7 protein-coding genes and 3 pseudogenes are annotated in these 14,008 nt (G+C 56.8%); 8 read left to right on the top strand and 2 right to left on the bottom strand.

Translation table 11 applies throughout. From position 1 onward, the window contains the following. The first annotated feature begins 3 nt into the window (after positions 1-3). Positions 4-3,117, top strand: coding sequence for a type I restriction endonuclease subunit R (locus ACFPN5_RS10130; protein WP_379782756.1), 3,114 nt, complete (start codon positions 4-6; stop codon positions 3,115-3,117). A gap of 17 nt (positions 3,118-3,134) precedes the next feature. Here ACFPN5_RS10130 and ACFPN5_RS10135 read toward each other — a convergent pair. Continuing rightward, positions 3,135-3,359: pseudogene (locus tag ACFPN5_RS10135) on the bottom strand (IS3 family transposase); the annotation flags it as partial. A 373-nt stretch (positions 3,360-3,732) separates the two neighbouring features. On the opposite strand from ACFPN5_RS10135, the gene ACFPN5_RS10140 reads away from it, so the two are divergent. The 3 genes from ACFPN5_RS10140 to ACFPN5_RS10150 all read left to right on the top strand — a co-directional run bounded on the left by ACFPN5_RS10140 (position 3,733) and on the right by ACFPN5_RS10150 (position 6,386). Next, on the top strand, positions 3,733-4,194 hold the full coding sequence (locus tag ACFPN5_RS10140) for a hypothetical protein (RefSeq protein ID WP_379782758.1): 462 nt from the start codon (positions 3,733-3,735) through the stop codon (positions 4,192-4,194). Between the two features lie 62 nt (positions 4,195-4,256). Further along, entirely contained in the window at positions 4,257-5,033 is a 777-nt protein-coding gene (locus tag ACFPN5_RS10145; RefSeq protein ID WP_379782760.1) for a hypothetical protein, read from the top strand. A 132-nt stretch (positions 5,034-5,165) separates the two neighbouring features. Beyond that, the gene (locus ACFPN5_RS10150) at positions 5,166-6,386 is read left to right on the top strand and encodes a GIY-YIG nuclease family protein (protein ID WP_379782762.1); all 1,221 of its coding nucleotides are present in this window, start codon (positions 5,166-5,168) and stop codon (positions 6,384-6,386) included. A 700-nt stretch (positions 6,387-7,086) separates the two neighbouring features. Here ACFPN5_RS10150 and ACFPN5_RS10155 read toward each other — a convergent pair. Further along, entirely contained in the window at positions 7,087-9,546 is a 2,460-nt protein-coding gene (locus ACFPN5_RS10155) for a GmrSD restriction endonuclease domain-containing protein (RefSeq protein ID WP_379782764.1), read from the bottom strand. Between the two features lie 6 nt (positions 9,547-9,552). Between ACFPN5_RS10155 and ACFPN5_RS10160 the strand changes: the two are divergent. The 4 genes and pseudogenes from ACFPN5_RS10160 to ACFPN5_RS10175 all read left to right on the top strand — a co-directional run bounded on the left by ACFPN5_RS10160 (position 9,553) and on the right by ACFPN5_RS10175 (position 14,006). After that, positions 9,553-10,332, top strand: a pseudogene (locus ACFPN5_RS10160) (recombinase family protein). A gap of 51 nt (positions 10,333-10,383) precedes the next feature. After that, positions 10,384-10,908, top strand: a pseudogene (locus tag ACFPN5_RS10165) (IS66 family transposase). A 517-nt stretch (positions 10,909-11,425) separates the two neighbouring features. Beyond that, positions 11,426-12,055 carry a hypothetical protein gene (locus ACFPN5_RS10170; protein ID WP_379782766.1) on the top strand — a complete coding sequence of 210 codons (630 nt, stop codon included), beginning with the start codon at positions 11,426-11,428 and terminating at the stop codon, positions 12,053-12,055. Positions 12,056-12,461: 406 nt separating this feature from the next. Then, complete coding sequence (locus ACFPN5_RS10175) at positions 12,462-14,006, top strand: hypothetical protein (RefSeq protein ID WP_379782768.1); 1,545 nt, start codon at positions 12,462-12,464, stop codon at positions 14,004-14,006. Positions 14,007-14,008: the final 2 nt, after the last annotated feature.

A 14,008-nucleotide genomic window follows, 5' to 3' on the forward strand; every position in this document is an offset into this window, starting at 1 on the left:
GCCATGAACCAGATGAATCTGCACCAGGAGCACCACTTCGAGGAGGAAATCTGCCAGCACCTGGGCGCCAGCGGATGGCTGTATGCCGAGGGTGACGCAGCTTTATTCGACCGTACCAACGGGCTGTTTTTGCCCGATTTGCTCACGTGGATCGAAAGCACCCAGCCCCATAGCTACCAGCACCTGAGCAAGTCGCACGGATTAGCGCTGCCTTCGGTATTAGCCGAGCGCGTTCGCAAAAACCTCAACGAGCGGGGTACGCTGGATGTGCTACGCCGTGGCGTGGAGATGCTGGGTCTGAAAGAGCCGTTAATGCTGGCGCAGTTCAAGCCCGCGTTGGCCATCAACACGGCTATCCAGGCGCACTACGCTGCGAATCGCCTACGCGTGGTACGACAGGTGTGCCATTCGCCAAACAATACCAAAGCCGAGCTGGATCTGGTGTTGTTCCTCAATGGTATCGCGGTTGCCACGGCCGAATTGAAATCCGACTTCACGCAGAGCGTGCAGGACGCGGTGGACCAGTACCGTTTTGACCGCCATCCCCAGCCTAAGGGCGGGTTGGTGGAGCCGCTGCTGGGCTTCCCCGGGGGCGCGCTGGTGCATTTTGCTGTCAGCCAGTCCGAAGTAATGATGACGACCAAGCTGGCCGGCCTGGCTACTGTTTTCCTGCCGTTTAACCGCGGTAACGCAGGCGCAGCTGGCAACGCCCCCAATCCTGATGGCATTGCCACTTCCTATCTGTGGGAAGAGGTCTGGGCGCGCGAGAGCTGGCTGGACATTTTGCATCGCTACCTGATCGGCAAGCGCGACGACAAGAAACAGCTCAAGAGCGTCATTTTCCCGCGCTATCATCAGCTCGATGCAACGCGCAACCTGGTCGCCGATGTGCTCGCTAACGGTGCCGGCCACCGCTATCTGATTCAGCATTCAGCCGGATCGGGCAAGACCAACTCGATTGCCTGGACCGCGCACTTTCTGGCCGATCTGCACGACGCTTCGCACAAAAAAATGTTCGACAGCGTATTGGTGGTGAGTGACCGCACCGTGCTCGATTCGCAGCTGCGGGAAGCCATCTTCGACTTTGAGCGCACCACTGGCGTCGTGGCATCCATCACCAACGAACACGGCAGCAAAAGCGCACAGCTCTCGCAGGCGCTCAAGGACGGCAAGAAGATTATTGTCTGCACCATCCAGACTTTCCCGTTCGCCCTGCAGGCTGTGCAGGAGCTGGCGGCTACTGAGGGCAAGCATTTCGCTGTGATTGCTGACGAGGCGCACAGCTCACAGACGGGCGAAGCCGCGGCAAAGCTCAAGCAGTTACTCTCCGCCGAGGAATGGGCCGAGCTCCAGGATGGCGGAGCCGTCGATACCGAAGCGCTGCTTGCCGCACAGATGGAAGCACGAACCGGAGCGAAAGGGCTGACCTACGTGGCCTTTACCGCCACGCCCAAGCAGAAGACGCTCGAGCTGTTCGGCCGGCCCGGAGCGGACGGGTTGCCCCAACCCTTCCATGTGTACTCGATGCGTCAGGCGATCGAGGAAGGCTTCATCCTCGACGTACTGAAGAACTACACGACCTACAAACTCGCTTTCAAGCTCGCCCACGATGGTCAGGATTACGACGAAACGGAAGTAGAGCGCAACGCCGCGATGAAGGGGATCATGCAGTGGGTCCGGCTACACCCCTACAACATCTCGCAAAAGGTGCAGGTCGTCGTTGAGCATTACCGCGAAAATGTGCAAACCCTGCTGGATGGTCGCGCCAAGGCGATGGTCGTGGTGGGCAGCCGCAAGGAGGCGGTACGCTGGCAGAAGGCTATTCGCGCATACATCATCAAGCAGAACTACCCCCTTGGTGTGCTGACGGCATTCTCTGGCGAGGTCAATGACCTGGACAGCTACCCCACACCAGTGACGGAAACAAGCAAAGACCTGAATCCAGGCCTCAAGGGCCGGGACATCCGCGACGCTTTCGCCGAACCGGAATATCACCTTCTGCTGGTGGCGAACAAGTTCCAAACTGGCTTCGACCAGCCGCTGCTGTGCGGCATGTACGTCGACAAGATGTTGGGCGGCATCCAGGCAGTGCAGACGCTGTCGCGCCTGAACCGTGCGTATCCGGGCAAGGACACGACCTACATCTTGGACTTCGTCAACGAAGCGGGTGAAATCCTGAGGGCCTTCAAGACCTATTACGAGACCGCCGAGCTGGAAGCCACGACCGATCCACACCTGGTCTATGACTTGAGGGCGAAGCTCGACGCGACCGGCAATTACGACGAGTTCGAGGTAGACCGCGTCGCGAAGGTAGAGCTCGATCCAAAGGGAACGCAGGCACAGCTGAGCGCTGCCCTTGCGCCAGTGGCAGACCGCCTGCTCAAGCGTTACAAAGCGGCGCAGCAAGACAAGGCCGCGGCCGAGGTCCAAGGCGACGACAAGGTTGCCCAAGCGGCCAAGGATGTGCTTGATGCGCTTATCCTGTTCAAGAACGACATGGGTGCCTATGTGCGCCTATACGCGTTCCTGTCGCAGATTTTCGACTACGGGAACACCGACATCGAAAAGCGCTTCCTGTTCTACAAGCGGCTTATCCCCCTACTGGAGTTCGGTCGCGAGCGCGACACGGTGGACTTGTCGAAAGTAGTGCTCACCCATCACACACTAAAGAAGACGGGTAAGCAAGCGATGAACTTGAACGAGGATGGGAGCTACAAGCTGCCTCCGATGGACGCAGTGGGCAGTGGTTCGGTTCAGGAGAAGCAGCAGGCCTACCTTGCCGACATCATCCAGAAGGTAAACGGCTTGTTCGAGGGCGAGCTAACCGACGACGACCAGCTGGTCTACGTGAATGGTGTCCTTAAGGGCAAGCTCTTGGAGAACGAAACCCTGATGAAGCAAGCGGCGAGCAATAGCAAAGAACAGTTCGCGAACTCGCCCGACCTGAAGGATGCGCTGATGCACGCCATTATGGATGCGCTAGATGCGCACACGATCATGAGCACTCAGGCGCTGGGTTCAGAGCGGGTGCGCGACGGGCTAAAGGACATCTTGTTGGGTCCGGCACAGTTGTACGAAGCGTTGCGGGTAAGGTCGAGTTCAGGGGCTCGGGCCTAATTCGCATTCCCCCATCGTCACGGACACTTTCGCTCGGCGCATTTTAGATTTTCAAATTGTACTGGGCTGATACAGCCGATAGTGGAATGACGTCGGCGTGGATTGTAGAACCTTTTGATATAGTCGAACACGTCAGCGCGTAAATTATCCCTGGTCCGGTAGTGCTTTTTGCTCAGGCGCTCGGTCTCGCGCGTGGAAAAGAAGCTCTCCATTGCGGCGTTGACCCAGCAGTTTCCACGACGGCCCCGTATGACAATTGTGGCACGGAGCTAGCATGGCAGGATTATCGGCCCAATGCGTTCTGACGGTGAGCCCTGGCCCAAGCTGTGTAAAGCGTTGTCAGACATAGTCTCCGTGAAAGTCCGCCTTCCAACACGGCCGCTATGACGTTGTCGCAGGGCTTGAAATGGTAATCAGACACCGGGAAATGCGCTGGCCGCGCGTTTTTACACAGCCTCGGCCAAAAGCGGACGCGATGATGCGATACTGTGAACAATTAAATGCACAAGTATGATTGCATTTATAACTTCTCTGGCCACTATATGGGAGCTCTGAAAGAATGAACCACGTACTGGTAGAGGCAAACGAATGGCTGCTACGTCCAGGCATTAATCTATGACACCTGCTGCGCAATTTGCCTGCACGCCTATCTTAGAAAAGCTGAACAGTAAGGTTCGCCGGGGTGTCATCCAGAGGGTCGAGGCGATGGTGAGGGAACTCGACTTCCTTGTGCAGCGTGAAGACCGCTACCTTTCGCTTCTGAAGAGCGCTGGCTGGAAGGACCACCATTTCCACGTAATCTTCTTTCTCAACAGCTTCTATCAGCGCGTGTTGGGACCGCAAAAGTCAGCGGCTCGAGAGGGGCCGGAGGGACTTGGTACCTTCGTTCCGATCCATCATGGGAGCGTGGTGTTCGACCGACGGTCGGCCCAGCAAGTTAACGCGGCGGAGCGGAATTTCAACACGATGAATCAGCAGCTCAATGTAAGCGTTCACTGGCTTCATGCCAATACCTGCCGCGATTTGATCTATTTGATGGCCGGTGTGGCACTCGACGAAAGGCCAGTCGACCAGTGAACGCACTTCCACTAACACCGCCTGCACCTCCGCCAATATGGCTGGCAAGTGCATTCGACTTGATGAATTCCTTTGCCGCCGAGCATCAGCTGATCTTGGGTAAGACAGAGCGGGAGCTTTCCGCGTCATTCGAGATTGGGTGTCTGCATGCGCTCCTCAATCTCTATAAAAACCGGAAATACACGGTCACGCCGGAGAATCTCAAAGAAAACTCGTATAGGTACCTGACAACTCCGTCTGGGAACCCGACGAACTTCTCTTACGTCACGTTGAAGGGATCTGACGGGGATTTCGAAGTCAGGCAGCAAGTTCGCATCGCATCACACGTAGACCCGGACATCCAGTTCACTCCAGACATTGTCGTGATCGTAAAAGGGGCTCCGATTTCAGGCGTGATAAGCGCCAGCTATGCTAACGGGAAGAGAGCCCTTTTTTCTGTCAAAAGCGAGTTGGTGGTAGCTGCACACGAATGTAAAAGCATGAACCCCTTCCCAGAACTCATGGTGAGTTTCATCGGGATGCTGGTCACCGCGCATAAATGGCACCCTAACGGGACCGGCATACAGGCTGACCCGAAAGGGCATCTTGCTCCGACTCTTTTCGTCGGGGGCACAGCCCGCGCACTGCACTTGGACATGATTAAAGCAATGCAAACCGCCTACAACTTGAACATCGTCGTGGGGATGCATAGCGGAACTTGGAGCCTCAAGGCCGCTTCCAATGGATTCAGGTGGCTCGGCGGTGCTATGCATGCCCCGGCTGGTGTCCCGCTGGCACAGTCAACGGTCACGCTTGCGTCAAATTTGTCTTCAGCAACTTCCGTCGCTGCTAGCGTCTAGAGATCGTGTGAGCCGTTAGCGCTTAGGTTGCGCCTGCTGCATTGCGAGCTTTTGCTGAGGGGCTGCCTTGGGGGGAAGCGGCCGTTCAAGGTAGCGTTAAAATGACCATAATACTGTAGGAGGTGATATACGATGCCTCACGGATATCTGTACATCTTGTCGAACCCGACGATGCCCGGGCTGTGCAAGGTCGGCAAAACTGAACGCGAGCCGGCCCTGCGCGCGGCTGAGCTATCGGGTGCCACTGGCGTGCCTTCGCCCTTCGTCTTGCTCTATCAGCAGCCGGTAACCGACGTCAATGCTGCCGAAACTTGGGTCCATGAGGCATTATCGGCACGCGGCTGGCGTCATGCCGATAATCGCGAGTTCTTTGCGGCACCCCTACACGAGATAGTTGCGCTGGTAGCGCGAGCGGCCGACGTCGTGAACGCAGCTGACCCTAGCGCGCCGCTGGTTTTCGCTCCTACAGAAAAGGGAAACTGCCCAGATTCGGCCGATGAGCTCTCGGCGGTTTACCTGATGGGAATGGAAATAATCTACGGGGTAAAAGGCCGCCTTGCCGAGCCACGCCGTGGGATAAAGCTGGTCATGCAGGCGGCCGACTTGGGGCACTTAAACGCACGTATCACTGCAGCAGAGTTACTCATGAGTGGAGAAAACCGCATCCGGAAAGATCTTTCAAAGGCCTATGCCTATCTCACCACCGCACTCGAAGAAGGCGCGACTGAATGTCATGCGCTTCTTGCGCAGGTGATGCTAGAAAACGGCCAGCGAGACCGCGCTGAAGAACACTGGAAGAGTTACTTCGCGCATACGGCATATCGCTTGCGTGAGACCCCTTCTGACGATGTGATCCATCAGCACGCCGCACGGGATGCAGGAAAGTACGGTCGGCCTATTGCAACCTGCTATATCAACGGAAGATCGGCGACGTTGTTGACGACGACACTTTCTGTGCTCTCGTTCCGTACATCGAGTTTTTTTATCAGGAGAGACGCGAGTTGCTTGCCGGTCTGGACCTGGTGCCGTATGCCAGGTCGCGCATGGAAATCCCGCTCGATTTGGAAAGGCACCTGTTCGCGCTCAAGCGAGCCCGTTGCCCGGCGACTCCTGCCTGCTAAACGTACCGCCACGTACATGCGATTAGGTGGCGGTGGGCACTCCGATATCCTGCATTCAGTGTCAGAAAAGACCGCTTCGCAGATCCACAGGTACATCGAAATGTATGGCGAAATGCTGGTCGCACTTTTACAAGAGTTGTGGGGGCAACAGAGTGCAATGGATAGAGGATCACCGGGACGTCTTATTCATCCTGTTATTGCCCGTAAGGTGAGCGAACTCATGGGGCGTTAGCTTGTCCAATGTCCGTAACACCTGGTCAAGTGGCTTTGTGATTTCACACGCGGCAACTCGGCTGTAGCTACACCGGGTGCGTTGCTCACTTTCGAGGAAGAATTTATGCGCATAAGTACTAAACGCGAACTGACTCAAGAAGAGATAGCTATGGTTTGGGGGGGGCCGCCGCGCGAGAGCAGCCATCTTAGTGTCTCGGAGGCGTGTAACCTTGTGATGGCGGAGGAGGTAGTCTTGTACCAGTGGCAGGCGCCTTTAACTGTAGCCAGACCGGCTATCTCGAGCATATGTGGCCACATATTGCGACATGGCCAAACTTCGCTGTGCCTACGTTCCCCAACGCTGACGCATACGAAACTGCGTCAACCGCTGCGTCAGCAGTGCGTCAACTGTTCATCAGCGGGCAGCCGTTCTTCGTTTGGAGGAGTCGAGGCTAAAGTCTTTCCCTGACCGACCAGGTCATGTCTGGCACCCGCAAACGCTTTTTAGCGTCACTTGCTGTTACCGGATTCTGTTCCGGTGACGGCGACGTGACGGTGAAGTGACGCTGGTAGCGTAATAGCGAACTCAAGGTGATGGTTGCGCAGCGAGCTGGTCATGAGCAACACCATAGGGCCAAAAGCAGACTAGGCAAATAACGGCATAGCCGCCCGTTTCCTGCTTGGGCGTTGTAAGTATCGTGCAACCATGAAGAATCGCCCTATTGAAGATCGGCCAAACGCAAGGTTTGATACCATTCGCGATAGATACGGTTGAATCGGCCGACGATGGCCCGTACAAGCGCACAGCGTTCGTCGTGTGCCCCTGGCGCCTTCAGATACCACTTGTCCGAATGTGCGGGCAGGCTCTCTTGCCAGCGCACCAGTTCGTCTTTCTCGACAAACGACGCCTCCAGTTTGTGCTTCTGCTGGGTTAGACCGTAGCGGCGCTCGATCGGTGCTACGCTGTCGAGCTTGAGTTCGGGCGTGCTATCGCTGTCGGAACGGTTGATTTCGAGAGGCCAGGCGCGCAGGTTGCCAATCGAGCCATGCCAGTCCTTTATGACCTGCGGCATCCCGCGCAAGGCGTTCCCGCCCTCGCTACGCAGATAGCTTTGCGGATGAATGTGGTCGTAGTCCCATGGACGATTCTTGTCCTCCATGAACTCGGGCAGGGCAGGATTAAAATGCGGGAACCAGTTTGCGAGCCATTTACGCTGGGCGAACAGCAGGATTGGATGACAATTCCATAGCACGCCGAGGAAGTGGTCGCAGGCGGTGAGGGCTGATTCCGGGACATCGATGTCGCTGCCATCGGTGGAAGTCTTAGTGGGGTAGAGCTTGGCGCTATAGAAGGTTTTAAGTTCGGCTGCGGCAGGCTCGACGAACGATCCATACCACCCCCAATCCTTCCAGATACGGCTATCCTGTCGCGTGATCGTGTCCTGACATCCGAAGTAGCCGGTGATCCGTTTCTTGCAGATGAGATCAAGCTCATCTGCGCCTACCAAGGGGATCATATGCAGATCCAGGCGCTCGTCGAGACGGCAGATCTGGGAGAAATGCCTGCGGTTGAAGAAGTCGAGCAGCTTGCCGGCGTCCGTCTCGGCTTGAAGCGTGTCCCATAACATGGCCACGGCCTTGGTTTTGTCGAGGCCGAACCAGGCAACCGCAGTAAGGAAGCCGAGGGTGCGTCGGTGCTGGATCGCCGACTGCCTGTCGGCGGAGCTGCCGAGTTCAGTCAGCCGGTCGAGCCAGGCCAGCAGGAGGAAGAAGACGTCAGGCGCTTTCTGAGCAAGTTCGGCAGCCACGACACGGGGCAGGGCGAACGAATTCTTGCTATCAGCCAAAAACTGCCAAGCGCCCTCGAAGGTACCTGCGGCCTCTTCCTTAATGTAGCGCCGCAGTCCGTCCTGGAAGGAGGCGCTTTCGTGCCCCCGCATCAGGCGCCTGAACTCATCCACGCTTAGGCTGGCCGGAAACGCAAAGCGCTTGGAAGTGGAGCTGCTGACGGGGCCCAACCGCTGCTGCCGGGCTAACACGAGCCTGATGCACAGCATCGCGATACGTGCCGGTCCGGCAGGCTTGTGGACCAGGGTTTCGACGAAGGCAGGAGCTTCAACCCACGCCGACTTCAAGAGGGAATAGACAAGCTCTTCCCCGCCGAGTGGCGTCCCTGCGCTGTTAATGCGCACGAACAGGAGCTCGACCGGATCCTTTTTGGACGAGTCACCAGGCGGCAGTTGCGGCCTGACCGTGAAGCTGGTCGTCTCATCAAGCTCGAGGTGCAACACCGGAATCCGGTAGGGCGTATCGGACGCCAGTAGTAGCGCGAGCCGCGACATCAGGTCGTGCAGGCGCAAGCCAAGAGGGGAGAGCTCGTCTAGGAAGGCGGCAGTGATGCTATTGCGGCATGCCTCTAAGTGGCCTCGCGCAGTATCGATCGCAGAGTCCTCGTCGCCAGCTTCCTGCTCGTCGAGCAGCGTGGTCGCGTTGAACATCGGGAGCGTCTGGACGCGGTCCCATGCCAGCTTGATTGCGGCAGGTACGTCCCCGCCTGCTGCGTCGAGTGCGCTAAGCAGCATAGGCAACGGCACCGGGGCAACACTATCCCATGGCCAGGTCAGCGTCAGGGGGAAGGCCTCCGGCCGCGTCTCATGGTGTTCCGGGTTGACGGCTTGGAAAGCCTTAATCGCGGCCCGAATCTTGTTTTGAGGCAGCCGCGCATCCGGGTCAGTACGGCTGTAGCCCCATGGATGGGCTTGGGTCTGGACACGGGCAACGAAGTCGACGTCTCGCCCGCTTGGCGCGGTTCCCAAGTCGATCCAGCAGGCCGAACGCACTGGGCTATCGGTCGCCGTGCCTTTCCACACGTCGGCAAATCCCAGCGCGATGCCGGTGGCGCGTTGCTGCCCGTCGAGCAGATGGTGCGACGCCTCCGGCAGGCCATCCTGCTGCAGCTTGAATCGCTGGTGTCCTCGTTCTGCATCGATTGGCGAGACTATGAAAGCGCCGATGGGAAACTGGCGCAGCATAGAATCCCATAACTCTTCAATTTGCTTCACCTTCCACACGGCGCCCCGCTGCAGTGCCGGCAACGCGGCGACCATCGTACCCATTTGGGCGGGCGCCGAAGCGATCTGCCAAGCGGCAATCTCGGCAAGCGAAAGCATGTAATTCATTGGAAGGTGTTCCAGCTGGATGGAAAGGAGGAGCCGCTCGTCTGCGAGAAAGTTCATGGCGCTTTAAAGCAGTATTGTAACCTTGCAACGACATGGAAAACTCTCACATTGTTTCACCGGCGCAGCTCCGCAGCCTGCGCGGCAACGGCTTCCAGGGTTACGAGCACGACCGGGACGCAGCAGCACCAGGCGCTCTGCCAGCATTGGCTGCAAGAGGACATTACCAACCAGTGGCTCGAAATAGAGCGCACCGAGTACGTGATCCAGGACGTCTTCTGGTTCACGGACACTGGCGTCAGTGGCTCTACGAAGGCAGCGGAGCGCCCGCAGTTCAAGGTGCTTTTGGGCCGCATCCGTCCAAGCGAGACGCTAGTCGTCTCCAAGCTCGACCAGTTGGGCCGCGATGCACTGGACGTGAGGCAGACGGTCAAGATGCTGGTCGAGCGCTAGATCGAAGTTGTAGTGCTCCAGCTCGGCAAGATGCACTTGGCATCGCCGGCTGGGACGATGATGCTAACGATGTTGGCCGCCGTCGCCGGGGGTGAAGCGTGCTTGCTGATCGAGCGCAGTCAGGCAGGCTTGGAACGCGCTAAGACCCAAGGCAAGACGCTCAGCAGTTCAGCGTGGCGAGGCGACCATCCAAGCGATCTTAGACGCAGCGCAGCGCAGGGCGACGCGACAGCGCAAGTAGAACTCCCGTACTCCGATACCGCACTGAAGGGCGCCAAGGGCTCTAGGAAGGCAGCAACAGGCCCTTGCGCAGACTTAGGCGGCCGTAGCCTATAGCACCAGCGGAGTGATGACCATCGTAAGCGTCAAACCAGCACCGTCCAGACACTGGACGGCGTCAGCCGCAAAGTAGTCCCCATTAAAACCGAGGCGCTGCGCCGGATCGGCAAGCTGTATGCCGTCGAAAAGAATATCCGCGGCAAACCGGCGAACGAACGCCGCGTTGCACACCAACTGCACGCGACACCGCTGCTCGCCGATTTGGCGCGCTAGCTACACCCACGCTTGCAACGCTGTCGCGAAGATCTGATACAGCAGCGGCAATTCTTTATGCCCTTAAGCTGTGGCCAGCGCTGAAACATTATGTCGACGATGGCCGCATCGGGATCGACAACTCAGCCGCCGAACGGGCGCTGCGGGGTATCGTGCTAGGCCGGCGCAACTTCCTGTTCGCCAGCGCCGACAGGGCGGCGAACGCGCTGTTGCCATGTACGGGCTGATTGGAATGACCAGGCTGAACGGGATTGACCCCGAAGCCTGATTGCGCCATGTGCTAACGCATATCGCCGATCATCCTGTGAATCGGTCGACGATTTCCGGCCCTGGAACTGGGCCGCCAAGCCAGCCGGCTGAACTTCGCTTCCCAGCGATGCGGCAAGCATCATCCCCTTTTTGCTTGCCGCGCTCAAGACGTTGATGGTAAGACGCTTACTCTTGGCCAACTCCGAACGGGCGTGAAATGGCTGGAATAGCACACTAGCCGAACCTGCGCCTTATAGGGGAGTCTATACAGACAGGGCAAGCATCCTGCCGGCCCCAGCACATCTGGAGAGCAAAATGACTGGAAAAATCGCACCCAAGGACAACAGCTCCAACATGAAGAATGACAACAAGGGTACGCCTGGCACCAATCGGCAATATGACCAGGTGCAGGGCAATCGAGGCAAGCAAATGAGGAGCAGCAGTGCGCCCACTGTTAAGGCTCCAGGCCATAAGAAATAATTAGCATACTGCGGCGTAATGTTGAGAAACTAGCGCCGCCTTCAAATTGTGGGCGTACTAGTGAGCCCGACGAGGAGGACGGTGCAAATTCATCCCTCATTTTGCCAAGAGTTAGCATGGATTCAGGAAGCCAACGCAGTATCCGCGCATGACGCATTCGCTTGAGCAGCTCATACGCACTACACTCCTGCAACAGCAGCAGTCCACTGACTTCTATACCTGCAGCTATCCGCATTTCCTGTCTACTTTCGCCCGGTTCTCGGAGACGAAGACATGGGACGAGGAAGCGGTAATCTTGGGTCTGTCAGCCATGTACGCCTGGATGCCGACTACCGTTCGCAGCCATAATCCGGACGCCATTGCAGCCCTGCCTGCATTATTGAATGCGGCAAGTCCGCCGGCGGAATTGGTGCCTGTAGCGGTTCGGTGCGTCAATAATTCTCTGGTCGCAGGATCTAAGTTCCTCCATTTGTATAATCCCCCGGTCTACCCCATTGCTGATTCCAATACCGAGAGCTGGCTATGGCCGGGCACCTCGACCATGATGGCACGTCCCCGAGCTGCCCAACGGCGGTATTTTGAGTACATGGCCGCAGTCGAGGCAGTGGCGCTGGAGCTAAAGCGGCTGGCCCAGGAGTGGTCCCAGCAGTGGTTCGGCTACGAGACAACGGCTACTCGTGCGTTAAAGCGATCGTTTCTGACAGGGCATCGGTTCACCGCGAAACTTCTTGTGAGGAAATGGGCCGTCTACAATGATCCCCCTTTAACAAACTGGTGATTCATTACAGTGGACAAGTCTCTAGACTTGCTACTCGCATGCGGCGCAGTCACTGCTTAAAATGAAAAATATTGTTGCCAGCAATTTCACATTCCATCTCGTCTTTTGTGATCTTTGGAGAGATTTTCAAATAAAAAAAATTATCTAATAATCGCAATTGTGACGTTTGTGAAAATTTATTTTAACATTATATTTGTGCAGTTTGGCAACAACGTCTGAGTTGTTGCTATTGTAATTCGCGTTCCTTTGCATCAAAATAACTATCGCTAAGCGATGCAAAAAATGAACTGCGCAAGTTCAAGGGGTTGGACATATGCGTCGGAGATCTATTCGGCTTTGGCAAAACGAAGTAATCCCCCCTTGCTAAATGGCTCTAGCAGTCCAATGAATTCCCCGGAGAGTATGTGTGAACAAGGTAATGAAGGACATGCCGATCGAGTCGTGGCCAGACGAAGCAACGTCATCGGTTTGGGGGCGAGATCGACAAGGCAAGTTTTTCGCGAGAAGGTGGCAGGGTAGAGACATTGACTCCCGTTGGTCTCGTTATGACGCCGCTATCGCCGTTGGGTGTACGCTAAGCGTCAACTCAGAAGACGGCGGTACCGAAGCGGCTCCTGCCTGCTTTCCCGCTTCTTTTGGTTTTTCCCCGTTTACTGGAAAGCCATTGGTCGAAAACACTGCGAAGTTAGTCGGCTGGTTACCCCCGCATGGCAATAATGGACTGAAAACCGCCTTGGTGCGTGGCGGAAAGCTGACATGTGCGCCGTTACGCCTCCAGCCATATACGGAAGAGACAAATGCAGTCCCGGCCGAATCGTTGCCTTTTCCTGCAGTTGGAACCTTTCGCTTTCTGGTCGGCGCTTTTGGTCTGCAACGTTCCAGTTTGATCGCGCTGGACTGGAAAAATGGCGTGTTGTATTGCTGGCTCCCTGCTGACCGAGCGTGGGTGAAATTGACAGCGGCAGCAGGCTCTGTCTTTCTGGGCTCCGAGGAAATCGCCGACGAGTTTTGGAACGTTGAGTGCACCAACCTTACGCAGGATGCCTTGTTGTACTGGCCTTGCGATGCCGGTTTGGGCGTCGTGCGGATTGAACCCTTGACACTAACCTATTCCGCGCAGCTTGTAGCTGCCGGTACCTGTTATTCGCAACCGCTGGCCTTGAACGACAAGGTGTATGTCTTGATGCGTTGCCGACAGGAACAAGAGGTAAGTCTTGTCGAGGTTTCACCGGAGAATAACAATCAATGGACCGAGAAACTGAAGGGGCTTCCGAACAGTGATTGGCACCCAGCAGCGACCTCGCATGAAGTGTTATGGCTGTCATACCAGGGACATGTCGTAGCGAATCCTGCTCGCGAGCGATTCGAATTCATTACCTGGAATCCATCTGCCATCAAACCGGAGTTCCGGCTCGGTCCTCCGCACTGTGCGCGTGACGGCCGTCTCTGGCTGCAAGTTATGCACCCTGAAGGGTACGAAGGCGAACCAAGTCAGGGATTCATCTCGCTAGGACGCGCAAAGCAGGATTGGAATCCCTCTGGAGGACCACGAACCCTGAGCGGAAAAAGCTCAATCAAGGTCGAGAAACGGCTCGGCGACGAGCCATGGATCGAGCCCGACATCGTCTCCAGCGAAGCACACGACAACAACGAAGCCGTCGTCCCGCTTCTCGAGTCTGTTTCCGACGGGTCAATGCTGGTCCTGCGGGTTGATCATACGACCGGCATAAAGCAGTTTTTCGAACGGGATGAACGCTTGAGTGTCCGCTTCCAGATCATGGGACAGCATTCCGATGAACAGGGCTTCTTTGCGACGCGCATGCATCAGCCGTGGAAAACGCTGGCTTTTATTTACGAGGACTATTTGTATTTGTACCACCCGGAGATGGCGAACCTGCCCGGATGGCGCGTGGACACGGCGTCTGTCGAAACATCCAGAGCCGCGAGATAATT

Origin of the sequence: Massilia niabensis, from assembly GCF_042655085.1 — a bacterium.
GTDB classification, from domain to species: domain Bacteria; phylum Pseudomonadota; class Gammaproteobacteria; order Burkholderiales; family Burkholderiaceae_D; genus Telluria; species Telluria niabensis.